Origin of the sequence: Lentzea sp. NPDC003310, assembly GCF_040610935.1 — a bacterium.
In the GTDB taxonomy this organism is placed as follows: Bacteria; Actinomycetota; Actinomycetes; order Mycobacteriales; family Pseudonocardiaceae; genus Lentzea.
In genome coordinates this window covers 32,565-57,056 of record NZ_JBEXNC010000021.1, presented here as the reverse complement: position 1 = coordinate 57,056, position 24,492 = coordinate 32,565, and the positions used below count along the sequence as shown (strand labels likewise).

Genomic DNA, 24,492 nt, shown 5'->3' with positions numbered 1-24,492 from the left:
CGATGCGGGCTCTAGCCCGTGTGACTACCGTGGGCCGTGTGCGAGTGGCGACCTGGAACGTGAACTCCGTCAAGCAACGCGTACCGCGCCTGCTGCCGTGGCTCGACCAGCGGCAACCGGACGTCGTGTGCCTGCAGGAGACCAAACTGGCCGACGACGCCTTCACCACGCTGCTGGGCGACTCCCTCAAGGAACGCGGCTACGAGTTCGCCGTGTTCGGTGAAACGCAGTGGAACGGCGTGGCCATCCTCAGCCGCGTGGGTCTCGAGGACGTCGCGGTCGGCGTGGCCGGCGCACCGGGTTTCCCGCACATCGAAGGCCGTGCGGTAGCAGCAACGTGTGCAGGCGTGCGCGTTCATTCGCTGTACGTGCCCAACGGCCGTGAGCCGGAGTCAGACCACTACAAGTACAAGCTGGAGTGGCTCGCGGCCCTCCGCGACGTGCTGGAATCCGGCCCGGCGGACGCCCTGGTGTGCGGCGACATCAACATCGCCCCCACCGACGCCGACCTGTTCGACCCCGAGGCCTACATCGGCCAGACCCACGTCACCGAGCCCGAACGCGCCGCATTGCAGGCCATCGAGGCGTTGGGCTTCCACGACGTCGTGCGCGACCGTTGGCCGAACGAACGCATCTTCAGCTACTGGGACTACCGCGCCGGCATGTTCCACCGCGACCTCGGCATGCGCATCGACCTGATCCTCGCGTCCGACTCGGTCGCACCGCGCACCAAGGCGGCGTGGATCGACCGGCACGCGCGCAAGGGCACCGGGCCGAGCGACCACGCGCCGGTGATCGTCGACCTGGACGAGGCGCCGGACGGCGACATCGGCCCTGTGGTGCCACCACCGTCGTCGCCGGGCTCGAAGAAGAAGGTCAAGCTCCCGCAGGCGAAGTGACCTCCGGCGGCCGCAGGGTCACGGTGAACGCAGCCCCGCCCTCCGCCGCCGGCCCCGCCACGATCGTCCCGCCCATCCGTGTCACCAGCCCGTGCACCAGCGCGAGTCCCACGCCGGTCCCGACCGGCCGCGAGTCCTGGTAGCGCGCGTGCAGCACACCGCGGTCGAACGCCACGGCGTAGTCCTCGGCGGCCAGGCCGGGGCCGCCGTCGCGCACCTGCAGCACGCCGGACAGGGCCAGCACGACGGGCCGTCCGGCGGGCGTGACGCGCAGGGCGTTCTCCATCAGGCCGTCGACGACCTGCCGCAGCCGCCGCGCGTCCGCCCACACCACGGGCGACGCGGACACCTGCAGCGAGAACTCGACGCCGCGCGCGTGACAGCGGGCGTGCCACACCTCGGCGGCCGAGCGGACCACCGGTTCCAGCGAGATCGCGGCCATGTCCAGGCGGAAGTCGTCAGCGCCCAGGCGGGCGAGGTCGAGCAGGTCGGTCACCAGGCGGTCCAGGCGGCGGGACTCGTCCAGGATCACCGTGCCCACCGGGGCCACCTGCTCGCCGGTGACGACGCCGTCCGCGAGCGACTCCGCGAAGCCCGTCACGGCGGTGAGGGGTGTGCGCAGTTCGTGCGAGACCGAGAGCAGGAAGTCGCGCTGGCGGGACTCACTGCGCTGCAACGCGTCCGCCAGCGCGTTGACCGCCTGGCTCACCTCGGCCAGCTCGTGCGTGCCGGACACCGGGACCCGCAGGTCCCGCCGGCCCGCCCTCATCGAGTGCGCCACGGACGCGACCCGGCGCAGCGGGCGGGCCAGGAAGGAACCGAGGGCGAGACCCGCCAGGCACGCCACGGCGAGGCCGATGCCGAGGGCCAGGAGGATGTTGCGCACCAGCTTGCGGTACGTGCCGCTGGTCTCGGTCTCCTGCACCAGGGCGAAGCCGCCCGCCCCCGACGGACGGGCCTCCACGTTCAGCCGCCCGCTCACCCCGGACACCGGAGACCCCGACAGCACCTTGCGGTAGTCGACGGTGCGGACCGCGCGCACGGCCGCCCGGTCCTCGCCGGTGACGTCGCCGTCGGCCGTGATCCGGACGATCGCGATGTCCTGACCCTCCAGGATCTGCTCGACGCGGGCGTTCGAGATCTGCCCCGCCACCACGTCGGCCTGCGACCGAAGGAACTCCCGGCTCACCTGCTGCGAGGTCGAGAGCACCAGGCGCGTCGACACGAAGCCCGCCACGGCCACCGCGACGAACGCGACTCCCAGGCACAGCAACGCGATCCTGCCCGCGAGGTTCACGACGCGTCCGCCGAGTACCCGACGCCGCGGACCGTCCGGATCGGACTCGACGCACCGAACTTGGCGCGCAGCTGGGCGACATGAACGTCAACGGTTCGTGTGCCCGCCATGGACGAATAGCCCCACACGGCCGAGAGGAGCTGCTCGCGCGAGAACACCTGACGTGGGTTCCTCATCAGGTACGAGAGCAGCCCGAACTCCGTCGTGGTCAACGAGACCTCCTCGGCGCCGGCGAACGCACGCCGTTCCCCGACATCGAGCCGTACGGCACCCACCTGCAGAACGTCCGACACGGCGCCGGAGGAGCGACGTAGGACCGTGCGCACCCTCAACGCCAACTCGCGCGGACTGAACGGCTTGGTGATGTAGTCGTCCGCACCCAGCTCCAGTCCGAGCAGGCGGTCCACCTCGTCGTCGCGGGCCGTCACGAACAGCACCGGCGTCCAGTCCCCGGCCGCGCGCATGGCCCGGCAGACCTCGATGCCGTTCAGCACCGGCAGGCCGACGTCCAGCACCACCGCCACCGGCGAGAGCGACCGGACCGCGGCCAGTGCCGCGTCCCCCGAGGACTCCAGGTGCACGCCGAAGCCGTCGCGGCGCAGGTACAGCGCCACGAGCTCGGCGATCGCCGGTTCGTCCTCCACGACGAGCACCAGGCCACGTTCCACGCACTCACCCCGGCTGGTCGATGTCCGACTCGATGCTGTTCAACGTCGATTCCACATCATCCAAGTCCGACACCGGCGCCTCGCCCCGGCACGCCGTCAGGGCGAACAGCAGGACGGCGGCGGCGACCCACCTCACTTCGACCCGCAGTGCTCGGACTTGAACTCGGCGACGCGCTCGCCCGCCTTGCCGAGCTTCACCAGCTGTGCGTCCCGCAGCTTCAACTTGGCGTCCAGCACGTCCGCACGGGCCGTATTACCGGCCTTGCGCGCGTCGGCGGCCTTCTGCTCGATCCACTTCTTCGAGCCCAACGTCTCCGCGGTGCCGTTGATCCGGTCCGTCAGCGCCTTGACCTTGGCCTCGACCCGCGGGACGCGGTTCGAGCAGATCTGCTGCACCTTCTCCGGGCTGATCGTGATCGGTTCCTGCGCCGACGCGGTCCCCGCGCCCAGCAGCAGCATCCCCGCCACGAGCCCACCGATTCGCGAAATGTTCATGACGCAGAACGATGACCGGCGCGCGTCAGGACCAGGTCCGCCGAATGTTCGGGTTCTGCAAAGATCAGCGCAGCGCGATCCCACGCCCGGCCGCCGCGTGCAGCAGCGGGCGCAGCCGGTCCCACACCCGCTCCGACCGCAGCTCCTCCGCCGCCTCCACGGCCCGTGCCCCCACGGCCCTGCCCTCGTCGAGGTCACCGTCGAGGAAGTGGCACGACGCCAGTGAGATCAGGCAGAACGTCCGGCTGCGCGCCATCGCCGGCCCGAAGCCCTCGACCGCCGCCAGCAGCGCCGGGATCGCGGCACGGGTGTCGCCGAGCTCGGTGAGGACCGTGCCGGTCATCGCGGTCAGGTCGGTCTCGTCGTGGAACCGCGCCCAGTCCGGCACCCGTGCGAGGTCCGCGCTCGCGAACGCGTCCCGCGCCTTTCCCAGCGCTCGCAAAGCCTCTGCGGAACGGGCCTGACGCGCATATGCCCACGCCTCGTTCGCGTGCATGATGCTCGACGCCAACGGCGCGAAAGCACCCCTCTGGAAGTATGCGAGCGCATCACCCGATGCACCGTGGTGCAGATGCACGCGCCCACGCCGGTAAACGATGTTCGTGGTCAGGTCCTCGTCGTGCCGGGCGAAGTCCAGTGCGCGGTCGAAGTGGTGGTACGCCGCTCCGACCTGGCCGCTGTCGAACGACGTCCACCCGGCGAGGTTGTGCAGGTCCGCGACCGCGGACAGCAGGCGGGCCCGCACCGCGTCCGTCGCCTCCGCGGCCAGCAGCTGCTGCGCCCAGTAGATCCGCACGACGACGGCGTCGCGGCACGCACCGCCGCCGTACCGGTAGTCCACCGACCGCAGCGAACGGGTCTGCGACTCCAGTTGCTCCACATCGCTCGCACCGATGCGGCTGGAGTGCGGGGGAGGGAAGTACGCAGGATCCGCCATGGCAAGTACACCTCTGCGCCGCCGTTGGAATCCGAGGGTAGGACGCTCGCGTCCGGCTAGGAAGAGGTTCTGGGCGGCGTGGAATTACCCGGAAGTGGAGATTGAGCGGGTATCAATACGGGTAGGCCCGATCAATTCCGAGGAGCACGATTTTTCCCATGAGGCGACGCGCGCACCTCCGGCTGGTGAGCTCCTGCGAGGCAGTGGACCCGACGCTGACAGCGGTCCTGGACGCCGAGGACCTGGCCGAGGAACTGGGCCTCGACCCCTGTTCGCGGATCACGTGCGCCCTGCATCGCTGCTGGTTGCACCAGTGCGTCGACTCCTGGGAGGCGGCGGCGGACGGGCAGGTCCTGAGGGCGTACCGCACCAGCGTCGCGGCAACCCACGCCCAGTAGCACGGTCCGGGCAGAACGACCCGGAAGTGTTAAGCCTGGTGGGTGAAGACCGCGGTCTCCGGCAGGGAGATCGGCGGACGTCGGCTGTCCTCCGGCACGTCGAGCATGGCCCAGATGATGTGCCGCCCACCGCCGGCCGGTGTCTCGCCCATGGTGAAGTTGCAGACGGCGATGGACGCGACGTTGTGCCGCATGTTGTGCCACTGCTTGAGGTCGAACCGTGCGGTCGTGCGCACGGCCACGGACAACTTGTCCCCACGCATGCGAAGCAGCAACGAGAGAGGGCTGTTGTCCTCGACGTGCGACACGAGTTCGACGGCCACCTGCGGTGCGACGTCGAGCAGCGACTGGACACCCCACCGCTCGCACGCGCGTTCGGTGATCCGCTCCGCCACGTGCGGCAGGCAGCGGCACGACGGCAGCGGCGCGTCCACGCGGTCCTCGTGCTTGTGCCGCACCACGGCGGCCACGGCGGCCGCGGTCGACGAGTGCAGCGGGATGTGCCGGGGCAGGCCGCGGGACTCCAGCGTGGAGCGCAGCTCGTGATCGGTGACGACGAGGCTCAGCGAGATCCCCGGCCACCGCGCCGCGGACAGCCACACCACGTCGAACACCACGAGCAGCGCGGGCGACTCGGCGACGAGCTCGTCCAGCTCCACCACGACCCCGACGAGCTCCTTGGTGGCGCAGTCGAGCAGCACGTCCTGCACGCGCAGGTAGGTCATCCAGTCGAGCCTGCCGCTGAACCGGACGACGACCACGCCGTTCTGCTCCCGGACGTCGACCTCGAGGCTGTCGCCGGCCATGAGTCCCCTCTCGCAGGCGTGTCCCAAGCCTTCAAGACTGACGACGTCACCGCATGCGCCCTAGGGGGTAACTACCCGTGTTTCGACGTTGGTACCTCCGGGGGACCGCGTTGCAGCGGGAGATCGGGCCCACCTAGGGTGCCGCTGTGGGCGGTTCGCTTTCCCCAGGTCGCAAAGGCAATTTGCCTGCCGACACAACTACTTTCGTCGGGCGCAGGCAGGACGTCGGCGAGGTGCGGCGACTGCTGGCCGAGTCCCGCCTCGTCACCCTGACCGGGGTCGGCGGGGTGGGCAAGACCCGGCTCGCGCTGCGGGCGGCGGGCGAGACCAGCAGGGCGTTCCGCGACGGGGTGTGGTTCGTCGAGCTGGGCGGCGTCACCGACCCGGAGCTCGTCGTGCACACGGTCCTCGGACAGCTGGGCGTCCACGACGACACGGTCCGCCCGCACCGCACCGTCCTGGTGGAACACCTGCGCGACCGCCAGCTGCTGATGGTCCTGGACAACTGCGAGCACGTCGTCGCCGCGACCGCGGACCTGGTGGACGCGTTGCTGCGCGGCGTCCCCGGCCTGCGCGTGCTCGTCACCAGCCGCGAACGCCTGGGCGTCGACGGCGAGCACCTCTGGCAGGTCACACCGCTGCCGCAGGACCCGGCGCTCGCGCTCTTCGCCGAACGGGCCGCCGCGGTCGAGCCGGGGTTCGTCCTCGACGAGAGCAACCACGAGAAGGTCAGCCAGATCAGCGCGCTGCTCGGCGGCATCCCGCTGGCCATCGAACTGGCCGCCGTGCGCCTGCGCGTGCTGAGCCTCGACCACCTGTTGTCCAGATTGGACAACACCTTCCGGGTGCTCTCGGACGGCAAGCGCGGCGGCGACCCCCGCCACCAGACGCTGCACGCCGCCGTGGACTGGAGCTTCCACCTGTGCACGCGGGCCGAGCAGATCCTGTGGGCGCGCGCGTCGGTGTTCTCCGGCACGTTCGACCTGGAGGCCGCGGAACGGGTCTGCTCCGGCGACGACGTCGCGCCCGAGGACGTCCTGCACTCGCTGATGGGCCTGGTCGACAAGTCCGTCGTGGTCTCCGAGCAGCACCCCTCCGCCACCCGGTTCCGGCTGCTGGAGCCGTTGCGCCAGTACGGCCTCGAGAAACTGCGGGCGGCGGGCCGCGAACAGGTGATGCGCGAGCGGCACCGCGACCACTTCATCGAGTGGGCCGAACGCCGCGAAAAGGAGTGGTTCGGCCCCGCCCAGCCGCAGATCTTCGGCGTCACGCGCCTGGAACAGGCGAACCTGCGGTCCGCACTGGACTTCTGCTTCGACCACGACGGCGACCACTGCGTGCACCTCGCGAGCACGCTGTGGTTCTACTGGGCGGGCTGCGGCATGCTCGGCGAGGGCCGCCACTGGCTCGACCGCGCCGTCGCGAGCGCGAAACCCGGCCCCTTGCGCGCCAAGGCCCTGTGGGTCAACGGGTACGTCTCGACCCTGCAGGGGGACCTGCCCGCCTCCGTGCGGATGCTCGACGAGTGCCGCGCGTACGCCGTCGAGTCCGGCGACGAGTCCGCGCTCGCCTACGCCACCCACCGCATCGCCTGCACGCACCTGGTCGGCGACGACCTCGACCTGGCCGACAGCGGGTTCGCCGAGGCCATGCGCCTGTACCGCAGCCAGGGCACGGTCAACAGCCACACCATGCTCGCGGGCATCGAGCTCGCGATCTCGGCGACGTTCCGGCACGACTTCGAGTCCGCGGAACGGCTCTGCGTCGAGGCCAAGGCCGTCGGCGAGGAGCACGGCGAGCTGTGGGCGCAGGCGTACGCGATCTGGGTGCTGGCGTTGTGCGCCTGGGTGAGCGGCGACCTGGCCCGCGCCGACCGCCTCGGCCGCGAGTGCCTGCGGATCAAGCGCTCGTTCCACGACCTGCTGGGCATCGTGCTCGCGATCGAGCTGCTGGCCTGGATCTCCGCCTCGCAGGGCCACGCGCCGCGCGCCGCCACACTGCTCGGCGCCACCAACGAGATCTGGCAGTCCGTGGGCTACCCGATGTTCGGGTCCCGGTACTTCGGCGCCCCGCACGGCGAGTGCGAGTCGGCGACGGTCTCCGCGCTCGGCGAGCAGGAGTTCCGGACGATGTTCCGCCGGGGCATGGACCTGGAGCTGGAGGACGCCATCGCGTTCGCGATCGGCGAGGAGCAGACCTCGGACCCGGCGCCGGTGGTGACGCTGACGCCGCTGACCCGGCGCGAGCAGCAGGTCGCGGACCTGATCGCCGGCGGGATGTCGAACAAGGAGATCGCGGCGCGGCTGGTGATCGCGCGGCGGACGGCCGAGGGGCACGTGGAGCGGATCCTGCAGAAGCTCGGGTTCACGTCACGGGCGCAGATCGCCACCTGGGTGACGGAACGGCGCGCCTGACGCTCAGGGCAGGGCGGCTCACGGCGCAGCAGGCCTGCGTCCCGGCACCGCACTCAGTCGATGCACGGCACCCCGTCGTTCGGCGGCGGAGGAGGCGGCGCCGTCGCCAGCTCGGTCACCTTCGCCCGCACCTTGGCCTGGTCCACCTTGTTCACGTCGAGCCCGCCCAGGTGCGCGCCGCCCTCGATCGGCAGCGTGTCGAACCGCACCTCGGTCGGGATGTTCCGCGCGAACTCGACCAGGTCGAACCGCGCGTCCAGCACGACGTCCTGCTTCGCCATGTCGATCATCGCCTGGACCACGCCCACGTCCGCGCCCCTGAGCCGCTTCGCCACGGCGGACAGGAACGCCTGCTGCCGCCGGGTGCGTCCCAGGTCGCCGTCGGGCAGGCCGTGCCGCTGCCGCACGAACGACAGCGCCTGGCCCGCGTCGAGGTGTTGTGGTCCGGCGGGGAAGTCCGCGCCGGACAACGGGTCCTTCGTCGCGGCCCGCAGGCACACGTCCACGCCGCCGAGGCCCTCGGCGATGTGGAAGAAGCCGATCAGCGAGACCTCCACGAGGTGGTCGACCGGCTGGTTGAGGAACGCCGACACCGTCCGCACCTGGGCGCGGCGGCCCGCCTCGCGCCCCGCGCGTTCGAGCTCGCGTTTGTCGTGCGTGCCGGCCGCGCGCAGCCGGTCCTCCTCGGCGATCTTCGCCCGGCCGTACGCCTCCTTGATCTTGCCCTCGCCGCCCGACGCGAGCGGCACGAGGTTGTCGCGGGGCACGGACATCGCCACGGCCGGGCCGGAAACGGGGATGTGCAACAGGATCAGCGTGTTGGCGTTGTAACCGCCGCGGTCGCTCTCGCCCGCCTGCATGCGCCGCAGCACGTCGTCCGGCAGCGGTTCGCCGTGCAGGTCGAGCCTCGTGGTCAGGCCCATGATCAGGATGTTGCGGCCGGACTCCGAGCGCGGCGCGTCGTCCGGGATCGCGTACGACCGCTCGACTCCCGTGGAGATCGTGGCCACAGTTGCCCACGCGAACGCCGAGGCGGCCAGCACGACCGCGCTCAGCGCTGTCCACGCGAGGCGCGTCAGGACGAGAAAAGCCGTGCGGTGATAGCCACCACGTGCTTGCATGAACAGAACACCCCCTCAACTATTCTAGGTGGTCATGGGGGTGGAACTGCCGAGTCTCGCCGCGCTCGCGGTGCTGGCGGTGCTGGCGGTGTTCACGCAGACGGGGGTCTGGGTGGACGGGGGCAACTTCGGCTGGGTCTTCGGCGTGTGGTTGGTGAGCGGCACGCTCGTGGCCGCCGCGCTCGTGAGGCGTGTGGGTTTGTGGACGGTGGCACCGGCGCCACCTCTCGTGTTCGTCGTCGTCGCCGTGGGCAACGCCGCCTGGGAGCGGCAGACGAAGCGGCTCGGTTTCTGGGGGAACAGCAAGGAGTTCGCCGCTGACGCGGTCCCGTGGCTCGTGAACGGGTTCCCGTGGATGGCGGCGGCGGTCGGCGCGGCACTCGTGGTCGCGGCCGTCCGAATCGTCTCTGGGGGGAAGCGGAAGTGCAGGTCTTCGTCGATCGCAACGGCGGCAGACGGGTAGCGGCGAGGCTGGTCAGCTGGACCGTCGCGAGTGGACTGGTCGTGGTCGCGGCCGTGGTGGGCGGCACGTTGCTGGGAGCGTGGTGACGCGCACGCCGCGGCTGCACTGGATCTCCATCCTGCTCGGCCTGGTCGCGCTGCTGTGCGTGGTCTCGTTCCACGCCTACGCCGCGATCAAGCCCGAGCCAGTGCCGCACCAGGGCGGGCGCCTGGACCTGCCGGAGGGCACGCTCGCGCTGGCCTTCCACGGCGGTCCGGACCCGAAGTGGACGCCGCGCACGCTTGAGAGGTTGCGGGACGCGGGGATCAAGGCGACGTTCTTCGTCACCGGCGCGCAGGTCACGCGCCACCCGGACGTCGCGCGGCGGATCGTCGCCGAGGGGCACCGGATCGGCGTCGACGGCTTCCGCGCGGAGGGCGACCACACCGACCCGCTGAACCTCGCCCTCGCCCAGGCCGCGCTGGCCGACGCGCTGGGCGTCCACACGCGGCTGGTGGGTGCTCCGGCGGAGGTCGACAGCGGCGACCGCGACCACCAGGACATCGGCACGCTGGTGCGGATGTCGTTGCGGGAGAGGGGAGGCGTCGTCCGGCTGCACGACGACGGCAGCCTCGGCGGCGACATCGCCCGCGAGCTCGCGAAGGAGCCCGGCTACCGGTTCGTGCTCGTCACCGACGACCTGCCGGAGCGGGCCTCCGCGAGCGAACGCTTCACCGGCGCCGTCACCACGTGGTCGCAGCGCAACGGCGGCGTGGTGCTCGCGCTGTTCGGCACGGCCATCGCGATCGCGGCGCTGCTCGGCCTGCTGCGCACGCTGATGCAGCTGGGCCTCGCGCACACCGACCGCCGCCGGCGCCGCGAGGAGGAGCCACCGCCGTGGTTCGCCCCGCCGGTGTCGGTGGTCGTGCCGGCGTACAACGAGGCGCTCACCATCGCCGCCACGGTCCGGTCCATCGCCGCGAACGACCACCTGGCCGACGTCGAGGTGATCGTCGTGGACGACGGCTCGACCGACGGCACCGCCGGCCTCGCCGAGGAACTGGACCTGCCCGGCGTGACGGTGATCCGGCAGGAGAACCAGGGCAAGCCCGCGGCGCTGAACGCGGGCGTCCGCGAGGCCGCGCACGACGTGCTGGTGCTGGTGGACGGCGACACGATCTTCGAACCGGACACGATCGGCCAGCTCGTGCAGCCGTTCGCGGACGCGGGCGTCGGCGCGGTCTCCGGCAACGCCAAGGTCGGCAACCGGCAGGGCCTGCTCGGGCGCTGGCAGCACCTCGAGTACTGCGCCGGGTCCAACCTGGACCGGCAGATCCTGCACGCGCTGCGGTGCATCCCGACGGTGCCGGGCGCGGTCGGGGCGTTCCGCCGGGCCGCGCTCACCGACGTCGGCGGCGTCAGCGACGACACCCTCGCCGAGGACACCGACCTCACGATGGCGGTCACGCGCGCGGGCTGGCGGGTGGCCTACCGCCCGCAGGCCAGGGCGTGGACGGAGGCGCCGGCCACGGTCCGCGGCCTGTTCCGGCAGCGGTACCGCTGGTCGTACGGCACGTTCCAGGCGATGTGGAAGCACCGCGGCGCGTTGGTCGAGAAGGGACCGATGGGCCGGTTCGGGCTCCTCTACCTGCTGGCGTTCCACCTGCTGCTGCCGCTGCTCGCACCGGTGATGGACCTCTTCGTGCTGTACGGGTTCCTCGTCGCGGACGCACCTCTCGGGCTGATCGTGTGGACGGTGTTCCTCGGTGTCCAGACGGCCAGCGCGGGCTACGCGCTGCGGCTCGACGGGGAGTCGCTGCGGCCGTTGTGGGCGTATCCCTTGCAGCAGCTCGTCTACCGGCAGCTGATGTACGTCGTGGTGATCCAGTCGTTGATCACGGCGGTGCACGGCACGCAGCTGCGGTGGATGTCGGTGCGGCGCACGGGGAGGCTGTCGGACGCGCCCGGTACTGTGCCCGTCACCTGAACGACAGGAGGCTTGGTGGGCCGCACGCCACTGGACGCGCCGGAGCGCTTGCAGGAGGTCTTCGCCGCTGTGCTCGGCGTCCTGGCCGAGGTCGGCTACGCCCGGTTCAACATGGACCTCGTCGCCGGCCGCGCCCGCGCCAGCAAGGCGAGCCTCTACCAGCGCTGGCCCTCCAAGGCCCGGCTGATCACGGACGCGCTGAGGGCCAACCTGCCGCAGCTGCCCCAGCCCGACGAGGGCACGTTCGCCGAGGACGTCCGCCAGATCCTGACCGGCTGGGGCGAGCCGATGCCGTTCGACACGGCCGGGATCTTCCTCGGCCTGCTGGAGGGAAGCCGCCAGGACGCCGACCTCGCGAGCCTGCGCGAGGAGCACGTCGACCGCGCCTACACCGAGCACCTGCGGGTCGCGGTCGAGCGGGCGAAGACGCGCGGCGAGCTGCCGGAGGACCTCGACGCCGACGTCCTCATCACCGCCCTGATCTCGACGTTCGTGCTGCGCTCCGAGGAGCCGGGGGTCATCGAGGGCATCGTCGACGGCCTGTTGAGACCGTTGATCAGTGCATTTCGGACCAAATAACTCGTCAGAACGTAGTCGGTGCGCTACTTTCGGTCATGGAGTCAAAAGAACAGTTCTGTTCTGTTGAGGGGGAATCCCGTGACCGAAGCTGCCGTCTGCCCTGTCCCGCACGAGAACCGCGTGCACCCGCTGGGGGCGCCCGCGGGTTTCGAGGAGGCCATCAGCAACGGCCCGGTGAGGATGCTGTGGCCCAACGGCGTCGAGGCCTGGGTCGTGAGCAGCTACGCCGGTGTGCGCAAGGTGCTGTCCGACCCGCGCTTCAGCGCGAACAAGGACGGCCAGCCCGAGATGCGCACCGAGGGCGAGCAGGTCCTCGGTCTGCCCGAGCCGGGCAACATGAACGTGATGGACGGCGACGCGCACCTGCGTCTGCGCCGGCCGCTCTCGCGGGCGTTCATGGTCAAGCGCCTCAACGAGATGCGACCGCGCATCCAGGAGATCGTCGACGAGCACCTCGACGCGATGGAGCGTGCGGGGGCGCCCGCCGACCTGGTGTCGTCGGTCTGCCTGCCGGTGCCGTCGCTGGTGATCGCCGAGTTGCTCGGCGTGCCGCCGGAGCACCAGGAGCTCTTCCAGGCCACGGCCAGGGAGATGTTCGGCAAGAACGGCTCGCGTGCCGAGTACGAGGCCAAGGCCGCGGAGCTGGGCGGCGTGCTCATGAAGGTCGTGGAGGAGAAGAAGGCGTCGGGCAGCACCGACGACCTGATCGGCCTCATGGTCAACGACACCGACTTCGACATGGACGAGCTGCTGTTCCTCGCCATCGGCCTGCTCGCCGCGGGCCACGAGACGACGTCGAACTTCTTCGGGCTGTTCACGCTCACGCTGTTCGAGAAGCCCGACCAGCTCGCGGTGCTGAAGCGCGACCCGAGCCGCGCGGACGTCATCGTCGAGGAGCTGATGCGCTACACGGTCGGCAGGCTCGGCGGCGCGGGACTCGCGCGCAGGGCCACCGAGGACGTCGAGGTCGACGGCGTCACCATCCGCGCGGGCGAGTGGGTCGCGGTGACGTTCCACGCCAACCTGGACGAGTCGCTGTGCCCGCGCGCCGACGAGCTCGACCTGGAGCGCAAGGCGGTGTCGCACCTCGGCTTCGGGTTCGGCCCGCACCAGTGCCTCGGCGCGAACCTGGCCCGCGCGGAGCTGCAGATCCTGCTGCGCACGCTGTTCACGCGGTTCCCGGACGTGCGCCCGGCGGTCCCCGTGGCCGAGATGGACTTCCGCGAGGACATGATCACTTACGGCGCGGCGGCGATTCCGGTGGTGTGGTGATGACGGTCCGGATCGACCAGACGAGGTGCATCGGGTCGGGCCAGTGCGTGCTCGCCGCACCGGACGTGTTCGACCAGTCGGACGACGACGGGCTCGGCCTCGTGCTGGTGCCCGAGCCGTCGCCGGACCTCCTGCCGGGCGTGCGTGACGCGGTGGACAGGTGCCCGGCCCAGGTGGTCACCCTGGAAGAGTGAACCCAGCGGCCGTTCCGGTGAGGAACAATCACCGGAAATGGATTCAGTTCCGGTGAGCTGACACCTCGTTGGCCCCTTTCCGATCACCACGGCCTTCCGAAATCGTAGGCGCGACCGCCACGGCGTTGTGGCGGTCGCGCCGCCGTGTCCGGGGAGAGTCCAAAGACCCTTCCCGACCAGGTCCGACAGCGGGATGGTGACGACGGCGCGGTGAGTACCGGCGGTGTGTAACGGGTATCCGCACAACGGGTGACCGGCGCACGTCAGGAGGGCCCAGCTATGTTCAACGGCGATGCATTTCCGGCTCGCGTGGACAAAACAGACGTGCGGCACGTCGAAACTCTGACGGGTGCACTGAGAGCGCTGGACTACGAATACGGCGGCGGCGCCTGCCGGGACGCCTGCGTCGCGTTGCTCAAGTGGGCGAACCCCCTGCTCGACACCGGCTCGTCCGGGCAGGTCGTGCACCGGCTCCAGGTCGCGATCGCGGACCTGCACAACCTCGCCGGCTGGGCGTCGTTCGACATGGGGCTGCTCGAGTCCGCACACCTGCACTTCGGCCGTGCGATGGGCCTCGCGCGCGCGTCGGGCAACAGCGCGCTGGAGGCGAACATCCACTACCGGATGGGCCGCGTGCACCTGCACTACGAGCTGGCCGAGGACGCTTTGGCGTCGTTCCAACGGGGACTGCCGATCGCGCAGGCCAGCGGGTCCACTCTGGCCGTGTCGATCCTGCACGCCAACGAGGCGTGGGCGTTCGCGAAGATGGGCGCGGAAAGGCAGGCGCTGCGCCAGTTCGCACGCGCCGAGGACGAGTTCGAGCGGTCCGTCGCCGAGGACGCGCCGCCGTGGGCGCGGTTCTTCGACCTGGCCGACCTGGTGTCGATCGGCGGCATGGTGCACACCGAGCTCGCACGCACCTGCGACGTGAAGTACGCGCGGACGGCGATCCCGCTGCTCACCAGGGCGATCGAGTCGGGCGGCGAGGACGCCTCCCGCAGCCAGTCGTTCCGGCTGGCCGCGCTCGCGATGAACTACCTGGTGCAGAACGAACCGGAGCAGGCGCGCGACGTCGGGGAGCAGGCGATCGCGATGTCGGGTCCCATCCGCTCGGCGCGCACCCGGGACCGCATGCGGCCGTTGCGGCAGGAGGCGGAACGGTTGCGGGGCAACGAGGCGGCGGACGACCTGGTGTCGCAGCTGGGGAAGTTCATGACCGGCTCGCAGGGTGCCGCCTGAGCCTGGAGGCGCCGCCGGAGCCCGTGGAGAGGTTTGGGCTTCGGACCCCGGCGGCACCGTCTGGGGAGGAGCGACGTCCAGCTGGGGGCCAGGACGCCGCTCCGCTCTTGCGCCACCGGTGGACCGCTGTCGCGTCGCCGGCGGTGACCGGGTGACGACTGTGAGCATCACGACCGCCGCTGACATTTCGCTGACACCTGGGGTTACCGGCTGGTTAGGATCGGCCCCATGCAACGGCGGTGGGGGTTCAGGGTTCTGGGATCGTTGCAGGTCATCGACTCCGGCCGGGTCGTGGAGCTGCGCTCGGCCAAGCAGCGTGTCCTGCTCGCCGCCTTGCTGATGAAGGCGAACGCGCCGGTCACGTCGTACGAGCTGATGGAGCACCTCTGGGGTGAGGAGCCGTCGGGTGCCGCGCGCGCGACACTGCAGACGTACGTCATGCGGCTGAGACAGTCGCTGGACGACCTGGCGGACCGCAAGCTCGTCCGCACGTGGCCCACCGGCTACTCGATCCACCTCGAGGACGACCAGCTCGACCTGCTGACGTTCCAGCGGCTGCGCGCCGAGGCCCGCCGCGCGCCCGACCTCGAGACCGAGGCCCGCCTGCTCGGCGAGGCGGCCGCCCTGTGGCGCGGCCCGGCCCTCGACCAGGTGTCGTCGCTGCGGATGGAGCAGACCGACGTGCAGCGCCTGAACGAGCAGCGCTGGGAGGTCCTGGAACGCCGCAACGACGCCGAGCTGCAGCTCGGCCGGCACGACCAGATCGTCGACGAGCTGCGCTCGCTCGTCACGGAACACCCGCTGCGCGAACGCTTCTGGTACCAGCTGATGCTCGCCCTGCACCGCACCGGTCAGCAGGCGCAGGCCCTCGACGTCTACCGGCGCGCGAGCGAGGTGCTCGCCGACGAGCTCGGCATCGATCCCAACGCCGAGCTCCGCGCGCTGCACATGGAGGTGCTCGCGGGCTCGTCCGCGCCGGTCGCCGCCGTCCAGACCGGACCGTCGTGGCTGCCGCCCGCGGTCGGCGACTTCTCCGGTCGTGCCGCCGAGGTCACCCGCCTGACCGCGGGACTGCGCTCCGGCGGCACGTGGACGATCACGGGACCCGGCGGCGTCGGCAAGACCTCGCTCGCCGTGCACTGCGCCCACGCCGTGCGCGACACGTTCCCGGACGGGCAGCTGTACCTGAACCTGCGCGGCGGTGAGCAGAAGCCCGTCGAACCGGCCGCGGCGCTCGACCGGTTGCTGCGCGGGCTCGGCGTCTCCGGTGGCGCCATCCCGTCCACTGTGGAGGACCGGGTCGACCTGTACCGGGACCTGTTGTCGGACCGGCGGATCCTCGTCGTGCTCGACAACGCCGTGAACGAGGCCCAGGTGCGCCCACTGCTGCCGGGCACGACCTCGGGTGCCGCACTCGTGACGTCCCGCGCCGCGCTGGCCGGGTTGGAGGCCGCGCACGTCGTGCCGCTGGACGTGCTGCCTTCGACGGACGCGCTGGCACTGCTGCGCGCGGCCGTCGGTGAGGCGCGGTGTGCCGCCGAACCCGCTGCGGCGCAAGAGATCGTGACGTACTGCGGCAAGCTGCCGCTCGCGTTGCGGGTGGCGGCCGCCCGCCTGGTGGCCCGCCCGCACTGGCAGCTCTCGAAACTCGCGGGCCGGCTGTCGGACGAACGCCGCCGGTTCGACGAGCTGTCGCTCGGAGACCTCGACGTGCGGGCCTCGCTCGCGCTGTCCTACGACGGCCTCGACGAGTCGCACCGGACCGCGTTCCGGTTGCTGTCGCTGGTCGACACGCCGGACTTCCCCGCGTGGGTCGCGTCCCCGTTGCTGGGACTGGACCTCGACGACGCGGAGGACCACGTCGAGGCGCTGGTCGACGCCCGGCTGGTCGACTACGCCGGACGCGATGCGCTGGGACAGGTGCGGTACCGGCTGCACGACCTGCTGCGCGCCTTCGGTCGTGAGGCCGCTTCGGAGGATCCCGCCGTCGCTTTGCGGCCGTTGTTCGAGCGGTGGCTGGACCTGGCGACGCGGGCCGACGTCGAGCTGCCGCACCAAGGGGTTCGGCTGGAGCCCTTGGCGGTGGAACCGTTCGACCTCGGCGCTGCGGACGAGTGGTTCGACGCGGAGTGGTTGAACGTCCACGCCGTGATCACGCAGGCCGCTGCGTTGGGGCTGGGGTCGCTGGCCGCTTCCTTGGCGATCCGGTCTGCCGCGTTCTGCGATCTGCGGGCTCGGTTCGACGACTGGTCGCAGATCAACGCTCTTGCGTTGTCGTGCGTGCCTTCCGGGTTGCGGCCGATGTTGTTCCAGCAGCGGGGGATTCTGCGGGCTCGGTTGCACGACTACGCCGCTGCTTCCGCTGATTTCCAGGCGGCGCAGGAGGGTTTTGCCGCTGCCGGGGACGTGTGGGGTGAAGCCTATGGCTGGTACGGCCAGGGGTGGATGCACGAGTGGAGCGGGCGGTCGCTCGAGGCTCGTGCTGCTCATCGTGAGGCGATGGCCCGGTTCGTGGTTGCCGGGAATCCGCACGGTGAGATCGAGGTGTTGTGTTCGCTCGGGGCCATTGAGCGGCGGGCCGGCGGGTTGGTTGCTGCTCAGGAGTACCTGGAGCGGGCTCAGCGGGTGGCTTCGGAGTTGGGGGACGAGCAGAGTTCGCTGATGGCCACGCTCGAGTTGGGGCGATTGCACCAGTTCACCGGGGAGTTGGCTGAGTCGGCGGCTTTTCTGCGGTCGTCGTTGGCTGCTGCGCAGAAGCTCGGGGATCCCGATCTGGCGGCCAACATCCGGTTGTTCCTGGCGGACACGTTGGTGCGGTCTGGGCAGGACTCTCTTGCCGAGGAGCAGTTGCGGCAGGCTTGGGAGTTCTTCGAGGAGCACGACGATCGGCAGGGGCGGATCTGGGTGTGGCGGTTGCGGTCCGGGATGGCTGCTTCTGCTGACGAGGCGTTGGAGTTGGCGCTGCTCGCGTTGGAGCAGGCTCGGGGGATGGGGTCGCCGCCTGAGTTCGGGCGGTCTTTGCGGGTGGTGGGGAATGCTTTGGAGCGGGCCGGGCGGGGGGATGAGGCTCGGGAGCACTGGCGGTTGGCTGTGGAGACGTTGACCGCGGCCGGGTTTCAGGCTGAGGTGGACGAGTTGCGGCTCGCCACGTCCTAGGCCTGTGGCCGTGCGGGTCGGCTTACGAGGGTGGTCGCCTTTGGCCGCGCGTCCCGTCGCCTTCCAGCGTGGTCACCTTGCGTCCTGTACCGAGCCGGTGCCGGTCATCGCCGCTGCGCGACGATCGCGATTGGGACTTGACTTCGGGGCCCTTGCGAGGCCTTCCTCGGCCCAGAAAAGCCGGGTCTGAACAGCCCGGCCGAGGGTCAAGTTTAAGGCCTCGCACCCAAAGTCAAGCCCCAATCGCCGTCGTGGTTGCGTCATCACCGCTGATCAGAGGCTTGCAGCTCCCACGCCTCGGCTTCGCCATTGCGCCATGCCCGCTTGAACGACGTCGAGTGCTCACACGCCTCGGCTTCGCCATCGCGTGAGACGGGCGTTGCCCCCGAGACTACGACGTTGGTGCCAGGCGACGGGCACGGTTTGTCGCCTGGCGGCTCAACGTCCGGCGGATCAGGTGACGGTGATCGCGCCTGCCGGGCAGAGGCCCGCCGCTTCCTTCGCGGTGGCCTCGTGCGCGGCGTCGGGGTGTTCCACGAGGAGCACCACGGTGCCGTCGTCCTCGCTCTGGTCGAAGAGGTCCGGGTCGGTCAGAACGCACATTCCCGAACCGCAGCACTTGGTCTGGTCGACGGAAATCTTCATGACGTCCACGCTACTGGCAGCGAGTGGACCCCGTAGATCCCCATGTCGGTGCGCAGCGGCACCTCCTCGGGGGCCACGTCGAGGCGGAGGTCCGGGAACTCCTGGAACAGCTTGGAGAAACCGATCCTCATCTCGATGCGGGCGAGCTGCTGGCCGAGGCACTGGTGGATGCCGTGGCCGAACGCGACGTGGCCGCTCGCCGGGCGGCGCAGGTCCAGCTCGTCGGGGTTGCCGGGGAACTTCTCCGGGTCGCGGTTGGCCACGGGCACGTGCATCACGACCGTGTCGCCCGCCTTGATGAGGTGGCCGTCGATCTCCACGTCCTCGGTCGCGGTGCGCGACGGTCCGAAGTGGATGATCGACAGGTACCGCATCAGCTCCTCGACGGCGTTGTCGACCACCTCGGGCTCGTCCCGCAGGACCTTGAGCTGTTCCGGGTGCTGGAGCAGCGTGAACGTGCCCAGGCCCAGCATGTTCGCCGTGGTCTCGTGGCCCGCGAGGAGGAGCAGCATCGCCATGTTCGACGCTTCCTCGTCGGTCGGTTCCCCGGTGGCGAGCAGGTCGCTGATCATGTCGTCGCCCGGGTTCTCCTTCTTGCGGGCGATCAGTTCGCGCATGAACTCCTGGATGCGGGCCATGGCGTCCATGGCCTCCTGGAACGTCGACTCCAGGCTCAGCAGCTTCGTCGTGTCCTCCTGGAAGCGGTGCCGCTCGTCGTAGTCGACGCCGAGCAGCGCGCAGATCACCAGTGACGGCACCGGGAGCGCGAACTCCTTCACGAGGTCCGCCCTGCCGTCGAACGTCCGCAGGTGCTTGAGCTGGTCGTCGACGATCGTGCCGATCCACTCGGACAACTGGTTCATCCGCCGGACGGTGAACTGGCCCTGGAGCATCCTGCGCAGCCTCGTGTGGTCCGGCGGGTCCTGGCTCAGGAACATGCCCGGCTCGACCTTGCGGCGCTCCGGTGGCGCCTCCCCCTGGAACCGGACGTCCAGGAGGTGGTGCCGGGTGGGGTCGTTCGTGAACTTCGGGCTCCCCAGCACCTCCCGCACCTGGTGGTGGCCGGTGATCAGCCAGCCGAGGTGGCCGTCGGCGAACTTCAGCCGGCTGACGCGGGCCTGGTCGCGGATCCGGGTGGCCTCGGCTGGCGGGTCGAACGGGTTCTGGCGCTTCGTGGGCAGTTCGTCGGAGATCAGTTCGGTCATCTCGCACACCTCCCAGTGCTCGGCAGAGGACCTATTTCGAAGCTACAGAAGTTTCATTACTTCGTGAAGGTGAATTGATGGTCACGGACCGCCACGAGCCGAAATCTGTCCGCATCTGCCGGTCGTGGGTCGCGACGGCCACGGCGGCCTCGGTCCGGTCCAGCGCCTCGGTCAGTTCGTCGACCAGGGCGATCGACAGGTGGTTGGTCGGCTCGTCGAGCAGCAGGACGTGCGGTGAACCGCTGAGCAGGACGGCCAGCTCGAGGCGCCGGCGCTGCCCGGTGGACAGCCGGCCCACCGGGCGGGTCAGGTCGTCTCCTCGGAGCAGACCGATGTCCTCCACACGCGGACAGAGCTCGAGGGCCGTCGCGTCCTCGTTCTCGAACGCCGACTCCTGGGCCAGCAGCGCGACCCTCCCGACGTGGTGCACCGTGCCGTGCGCGGGCGTGATCCGACCGGCGAGCACGTTCAGCAGCGTCGACTTGCCGGCCCCGTTCGGGCCGGTGACCAGCAGCTTCTCGCCCGCGCTGAGCGAGATCGGCTCGGTGAGGAGCAGTCTGCCGGGCACCGCGAGCGGGGTGGCGTGCAGCAGGTCGCCGCTCGCCTCCAGCGCGGGCGGCGTGAAGCGCAACGGGGGTGGGGGAGCGGTGACGCGCTGGTCGTCGAGCTCCTCCAGCCGGCGGGCGACGGTGCGCATCTTGTTCGCCGCGCGCGTGCCGCGCTTGTGCTTGAACGCGCCCTTGGGCGGGCGCCAGTTGTCCTTCAGGCGGGACTGCGCGCGGTCGACCTTCTCGGCGAGGTCGTCGTGCTCGGCCTCCTCCTGGGCGAACCGCTGCTCCCAGCGCTGCCTCTCGGCCCGTTTGGCCTCCTTGAACGCCCGGTAGCCGCCGCCGTGCAGGTGCACCTCGCCGTCCGGCGTGGGGTCGAGGTCGAGCAGCTGGGTGCAGACCTCGTCCAGCAACGTGCGGTCGTGGCTCACGAGCACGACGACGCCGTGGTGTTGCCGCAGGCGTTCGGTCAGGAACTCGAGCGCGCTCGCGTCGAGGTGGTTGGTCGGTTCGTCGAGCAGCAGGACGTCGGCGCGTTCGGCGAGCAGGCACGCGAGCCGGACGCGGTAGCGCTGCCCCACGCTGAGCCGCCCCAGCTCCACCGACCGGTCGTGGTCGGCGTCGAGGGCCTTCAGCGCGATCTCCGCGCGGCGGTCGGCGTCCCAGGCCTCGATCGCCTCGGCGTGGGAGAGCGCTTTCTCGTAGCGCTGCTGGTCGAACGGGTCGGCGGCACTGTCCAGTTCGGACAGTGCGGAACGGCTCTCGCGCAGCGCCTCGGACAGCAGGTCCCCCACGGTGTCGCCGTGCCGGAAAGGCATTTCCTGGTGCACCAGGCTCAACGAACCGTGCCGGGTGACGGTTCCCTGGTCCGGCACCAGGTCCTCGGCGAGCAGGCGGAGGAGGGTGGACTTGCCGCGGCCGTTCTCGCCGACGACGCCGAGGCGCTGGCCGGCGGAGACAGTCAGGGAAATGCCGTCGACGACGGGCCCGGCCTCATAGCCCTTGGTGAGGTCTTGGGTCGTCAAATGAACATGCGAACGCACGGGGATCCTCTTTTGGGTACGCGAAATCAGGACGTGTTGCGGTGAGGCACACGTCCGTGATCAGAGGTAGAAGACCCCGTACCCGAATCCCATGAAACCCACGGTACCTACGGTCGCAACGCCTTTTCGACGGCCTGCTTCAGGTCGCGCACGCTTTCCTCGGTGCCCGGCGCCGGCCCGACCGTGCTGCCGCCGCCGACGAGCCGGTAGAAGAGCAGACCCTCGAGGAACGCGGTGAAGTGCGCGCCCGACCGTTCGGGGTCCTCGTGGCCGAGCATCGTCGCGAGCGCGGTGGCCTGCTCCCGCGGCGAGTGCTGCAGGATCGACTTCAGCTCGGGGTGGTGCGTGGCCTCCAGCATCGCGGCGTACCGGGCGAGCGTGCGGTTCCGCTCGACGAGCCAGCTGTCGAGCGTCCGCGCGATGCTGCCGGCGACGTCGTCCGGATCGGGCACGACGTCCAGCCGCTCCTGGTCCGCGAGCCGTTCCACGAACCCCTCGACCAGCGCCTTGCGCGTGCGGAAGTACGCGCTGGTCGACCCCTCCGGCAGCCCCGCCCGGCGGTCGACCGCGCGGTGGGTCAGCCCGCGCATGCCCTGCTCGGCCACGAGCTGGATCGCGGCGTCGGTGATGAGGTCTCTGCGCACCTGTGGTCCCAATCTCTCTCTACAGCTGTATTCTACAGGTGTAGAATCCTCTACACCTGTAGAGGAGGAAGCGATGAAGGCGATTGTGGTGGGCGGCGGCATCGGCGGGCTCGCGGCGGCGGTGTCGTTGCGCCGCGTCGGCTGGGAGGTCGAGGTCCACGAGCGCGCGGCGGCGTTCGGGGAGATCGGCGCGGGGGTCGGGGTCATGCCGAACGCGCTGCGAGCGCTGGAGTGGATGGGCCTCGACGCCGAGATCCGGCGGCTCGGCACGCCGCGCGTGTCCGGCGGGGTCCGGTCCGCGGACGGGCGCTGGCTGGTGCACCTGCCGGACGTCGGACAGGAGAAGGTCATCGCGATGCACCGCGCCGACCTGCACGGCGTCCTGCTGCGGGCGTTGCCGCCGGAGATCCTGTTCACCGGCACCGAGATCACGAGTGCCGACGACCTGGACGCCGACCTCGTCGTCGCGGCCGACGGCATCCACAGCCGCCTGCGCGCGGAGCTGCTGCCGGACGCGCCCGGCCCGGTGTACGCGGGGGCCACGGCGTGGCGCGGGGTGGCGCCCAGGCCGTACGACCTGCCGATCTCGCAGACGCTCGGACCCGGCGGCGAGGCCGGCGTGCTGCCGCTGGGCGACGGACGGGTCTGCTGGTACGTGGCGGTGGTCGCGCCCGCCGGGGCCGACCTGGACCCCGTGGCGTTGTTCGCGGACTGGCACGACCCGCTGCCGGAACTGCTGGCCTCGACGCCGGAGGTGATCCGGCACGACATCTACGCCCTGCCGCTGCTGCCGACGTTCGTGTCCGGACGGGTGGCGCTGCTCGGCGACGCGGCGCACGCGATGACGCCGTACCTCGGGCAAGGCGCGTGCATGGCGTTGGAAGACGCCGTGACGCTCGCGGCGGTCGACGGCGATTTGCCGAGGTACGACGCATTGCGGCGGCCGCGCACTCAATCGGTGTGGAAAGGGTCTCGAATGGCGGGCAAGTTCGGCATCGAGATGCGCTCGCCGATCGCACTGGCGGTGCGGAACTTCGCGTTCCGCGTACTGCCCAGTTCGTTGGCAATTCAGGGGATGACGCGCTTCTCCGCGTGGGAGGTGCCGCAAGTTCACTCGAACGGGTCGAATCCAGTGGTGACCTAGATCACTGGTCAAACTTTGATTTCGGCAGGATAACGGTCGAGAACCACCCTTTGTCGCGGCCTTTGTCACCCGGTTGTAGGATCAAGTACTTGCTGAGCGTGTCGGACGCGGTCCAGTGATCCAGACGGCGTAGCGCGACAGGCGGTTCCTCCTCCACGAAAGCGCAACTACGGTGCCTCGCCATGACCCCCGTCCCTACTGATGTGATGCCCCGTTCCCTCACGGCGCTTCCCCCGGCGCAGGACGAGAAGACCGGCGAGATCGACATCGCCGAGGCAGAAGACTTCATCAGGCAGCACCACGCCGAACACCCGGACCTGGGCCCGGTCGAGGCCAGGCTCGCGGAGGTGCACGCGGAGATCGCCGCGACCGGCACCTACCGGCACACGACCGCCGAACTGACCTTCGGCGCACGTGTGGCGTGGCGCAACAGCTCCCGCTGCATCGGCCGCCTTTACTGGCGGAGCTTGAAAGTGCGCGACCTGCGGGAGACGTCGACTCCCGCGGACGTCGCGAACGAGTGTCTCGAACACCTCCGCGTGGCGACGAACAAGGGCAAGATCCGGCCCGTCATCACGATCTTCGCCCCGGCCGAGCCCGGCACGCACGCACCGCACATCGTCAACGAGCAGATCGTCCGCTACGCCGCCTACCGCGGCTCGGACGGCGGCGTGCTCGGCGACGCGCGCAACGCCGCCCTGACCGAGCTCGCGCTGAAGCGGGGCTGGAAGCCGCCCGCCACGCGCGGCCCGTTCGACGTGCTGCCGCTCATGGTGACCTGCCAGGGCCACGACCCCGCACTCGTCGAGATCCCGGCGGACGACGTGCTGGAAGTCCCGTTGTCGCACCCGGACTTCCCGTGGCTGAAGGCGCTCGGCGTGAAGTGGCACGCCGTGCCCGCCATCAGCAACATGCGCCTGCGCATCGGCGGCATCGACTACCCGTCGGCGCCGTTCAACGGCTGGTACATGGGCACCGAGATCGGCGCCCGCAACCTGGCCGACAAGGACCGTTACGACCTGCTGCCGTACCTCGCCAAGCGAATGGGCCTGGACATGTCGTCGGAGGCGACGTTGTGGCGCGATCGAGCCCTGGTGGAGCTCAACCGCGCCGTCCTGCACTCGTTCGCGGAGGCCGGGGTCACGATCACGGACCACCACACGGAGTCGCAGCGGTTCCTGACACACCTGGAGAAGGAGGAGGCCGCCGGACGTTCGTGCCCCGCGGACTGGTCGTGGATCGTGCCACCCGTGTCGGGCGGGCTGACACCGGTCTACCACCGCTACTACGACACGGATGAACTGCTGCCGAACTTCTTCCCCGCCGACAAGCCCTCGGGGTGCCCTGTCGCACACTGAG

At 70.4% G+C, this 24,492-nt stretch carries 23 protein-coding genes; 12 read left to right on the top strand and 11 right to left on the bottom strand.

Annotated elements, in window-relative coordinates:
• Positions 1–29: 29 nt before the first annotated feature.
• Entirely contained in the window at positions 30–899 is an 870-nt protein-coding gene (locus ABZX02_RS36000; RefSeq protein WP_355305208.1) for an exodeoxyribonuclease III, read from the top strand.
• Here ABZX02_RS36000 and ABZX02_RS35995 read toward each other — a convergent pair.
• The 5 genes from ABZX02_RS35995 to ABZX02_RS35975 all read right to left on the bottom strand — a co-directional run bounded on the left by ABZX02_RS35995 (position 877) and on the right by ABZX02_RS35975 (position 4,296).
• Positions 877–2,196, bottom strand: coding sequence for a HAMP domain-containing sensor histidine kinase (locus tag ABZX02_RS35995; protein ID WP_355305206.1), 1,320 nt, complete (start codon positions 2,194–2,196; stop codon positions 877–879). The genes ABZX02_RS36000 and ABZX02_RS35995 overlap by 23 nt on opposite strands.
• Positions 2,193–2,864, bottom strand: a complete 672-nt coding sequence (locus tag ABZX02_RS35990; protein ID WP_355305204.1) for a response regulator transcription factor — start codon at positions 2,862–2,864, stop codon at positions 2,193–2,195. Before ABZX02_RS35990 ends, ABZX02_RS35995 begins: the two co-directional genes overlap by 4 nt.
• 4 nt (positions 2,865–2,868) lie before the next feature.
• A complete protein-coding gene (locus ABZX02_RS35985) occupies positions 2,869–3,000 on the bottom strand; it encodes a hypothetical protein (protein ID WP_355305202.1) in 132 nt (43 codons plus the stop codon).
• Positions 2,997–3,359: a hypothetical protein gene (locus ABZX02_RS35980; protein WP_355305201.1), complete on the bottom strand. Its 363-nt coding sequence runs from the start codon at positions 3,357–3,359 to the stop codon at positions 2,997–2,999. Before ABZX02_RS35980 ends, ABZX02_RS35985 begins: the two co-directional genes overlap by 4 nt.
• A gap of 64 nt (positions 3,360–3,423) precedes the next feature.
• Positions 3,424–4,296: a hypothetical protein gene (locus tag ABZX02_RS35975; RefSeq protein ID WP_355305199.1), complete on the bottom strand. Its 873-nt coding sequence runs from the start codon at positions 4,294–4,296 to the stop codon at positions 3,424–3,426.
• A 158-nt stretch (positions 4,297–4,454) separates the two neighbouring features.
• Here ABZX02_RS35975 and ABZX02_RS35970 point away from each other — a divergent pair, with 158 nt between their 5' ends.
• Entirely contained in the window at positions 4,455–4,694 is a 240-nt protein-coding gene (locus tag ABZX02_RS35970; RefSeq protein ID WP_355305197.1) for a hypothetical protein, read from the top strand.
• A gap of 29 nt (positions 4,695–4,723) precedes the next feature.
• Here ABZX02_RS35970 and ABZX02_RS35965 read toward each other — a convergent pair whose 3' ends face one another.
• A complete protein-coding gene (locus ABZX02_RS35965) occupies positions 4,724–5,500 on the bottom strand; it encodes a hypothetical protein (protein ID WP_355305195.1) in 777 nt (258 codons plus the stop codon).
• Positions 5,501–5,733: 233 nt separating this feature from the next.
• Here ABZX02_RS35965 and ABZX02_RS35960 point away from each other — a divergent pair, with 233 nt between their 5' ends.
• The gene (locus tag ABZX02_RS35960) at positions 5,734–7,914 is read left to right on the top strand and encodes a LuxR C-terminal-related transcriptional regulator (RefSeq protein ID WP_355305193.1); all 2,181 of its coding nucleotides are present in this window, start codon (positions 5,734–5,736) and stop codon (positions 7,912–7,914) included.
• 53 nt (positions 7,915–7,967) lie between these two features.
• On the opposite strand, the gene ABZX02_RS35955 is transcribed toward ABZX02_RS35960, so the two are convergent.
• Positions 7,968–9,035, bottom strand: a complete 1,068-nt coding sequence (locus ABZX02_RS35955; protein ID WP_355305191.1) for an LCP family protein — start codon at positions 9,033–9,035, stop codon at positions 7,968–7,970.
• Between the two features lie 34 nt (positions 9,036–9,069).
• Here ABZX02_RS35955 and ABZX02_RS35950 point away from each other — a divergent pair, with 34 nt between their 5' ends.
• The 7 genes from ABZX02_RS35950 (at position 9,070) to ABZX02_RS35920 (ending at position 17,904) form a co-directional block, all read left to right on the top strand.
• Positions 9,070–9,498, top strand: a complete 429-nt coding sequence (locus ABZX02_RS35950) for a DUF6542 domain-containing protein (protein WP_355305189.1) — start codon at positions 9,070–9,072, stop codon at positions 9,496–9,498.
• An 82-nt stretch (positions 9,499–9,580) separates the two neighbouring features.
• The gene (locus tag ABZX02_RS35945; protein WP_355305187.1) at positions 9,581–11,464 is read left to right on the top strand and encodes a bifunctional polysaccharide deacetylase/glycosyltransferase family 2 protein; all 1,884 of its coding nucleotides are present in this window, start codon (positions 9,581–9,583) and stop codon (positions 11,462–11,464) included.
• Positions 11,465–11,479: 15 nt separating this feature from the next.
• The gene (locus tag ABZX02_RS35940; RefSeq protein ID WP_355305185.1) at positions 11,480–12,043 is read left to right on the top strand and encodes a TetR/AcrR family transcriptional regulator; all 564 of its coding nucleotides are present in this window, start codon (positions 11,480–11,482) and stop codon (positions 12,041–12,043) included.
• Between the two features lie 78 nt (positions 12,044–12,121).
• Positions 12,122–13,315, top strand: coding sequence for a cytochrome P450 (locus ABZX02_RS35935; protein WP_355305183.1), 1,194 nt, complete (start codon positions 12,122–12,124; stop codon positions 13,313–13,315).
• Positions 13,315–13,509, top strand: coding sequence for a ferredoxin (locus ABZX02_RS35930; RefSeq protein ID WP_355305181.1), 195 nt, complete (start codon positions 13,315–13,317; stop codon positions 13,507–13,509). The genes ABZX02_RS35935 and ABZX02_RS35930 overlap by 1 nt, the downstream gene beginning before the upstream one ends.
• 309 nt (positions 13,510–13,818) lie before the next feature.
• Positions 13,819–14,748, top strand: coding sequence for a hypothetical protein (locus ABZX02_RS35925; protein ID WP_355305179.1), 930 nt, complete (start codon positions 13,819–13,821; stop codon positions 14,746–14,748).
• Between the two features lie 228 nt (positions 14,749–14,976).
• Complete coding sequence (locus tag ABZX02_RS35920) at positions 14,977–17,904, top strand: BTAD domain-containing putative transcriptional regulator (protein ID WP_355305177.1); 2,928 nt, start codon at positions 14,977–14,979, stop codon at positions 17,902–17,904.
• A 453-nt stretch (positions 17,905–18,357) separates the two neighbouring features.
• Here the strand turns inward: ABZX02_RS35920 and ABZX02_RS35915 are convergent, their stop codons facing one another.
• From ABZX02_RS35915 to ABZX02_RS35900, 4 genes are all read right to left on the bottom strand, one after another.
• Positions 18,358–18,549, bottom strand: a complete 192-nt coding sequence (locus ABZX02_RS35915; RefSeq protein ID WP_355305176.1) for a ferredoxin — start codon at positions 18,547–18,549, stop codon at positions 18,358–18,360.
• Entirely contained in the window at positions 18,546–19,754 is a 1,209-nt protein-coding gene (locus tag ABZX02_RS35910; RefSeq protein ID WP_355305174.1) for a cytochrome P450, read from the bottom strand. Before ABZX02_RS35910 ends, ABZX02_RS35915 begins: the two co-directional genes overlap by 4 nt.
• 31 nt (positions 19,755–19,785) lie before the next feature.
• Positions 19,786–21,327, bottom strand: coding sequence for an ABC-F family ATP-binding cassette domain-containing protein (locus ABZX02_RS35905; protein WP_355305172.1), 1,542 nt, complete (start codon positions 21,325–21,327; stop codon positions 19,786–19,788).
• 125 nt (positions 21,328–21,452) lie between these two features.
• Positions 21,453–21,989, bottom strand: coding sequence for a TetR family transcriptional regulator (locus ABZX02_RS35900; protein ID WP_355305170.1), 537 nt, complete (start codon positions 21,987–21,989; stop codon positions 21,453–21,455).
• Positions 21,990–22,062: 73 nt separating this feature from the next.
• Here ABZX02_RS35900 and ABZX02_RS35895 point away from each other — a divergent pair, with 73 nt between their 5' ends.
• Both ABZX02_RS35895 and ABZX02_RS35890 read left to right on the top strand, forming a co-directional pair.
• Positions 22,063–23,133 carry an FAD-dependent monooxygenase gene (locus ABZX02_RS35895; protein WP_355305168.1) on the top strand — a complete coding sequence of 357 codons (1,071 nt, stop codon included), beginning with the start codon at positions 22,063–22,065 and terminating at the stop codon, positions 23,131–23,133.
• Positions 23,134–23,339: 206 nt separating this feature from the next.
• Positions 23,340–24,491 carry a nitric oxide synthase oxygenase gene (locus ABZX02_RS35890; RefSeq protein WP_355305377.1) on the top strand — a complete coding sequence of 384 codons (1,152 nt, stop codon included), beginning with the start codon at positions 23,340–23,342 and terminating at the stop codon, positions 24,489–24,491.
• Position 24,492: the final 1 nt, after the last annotated feature.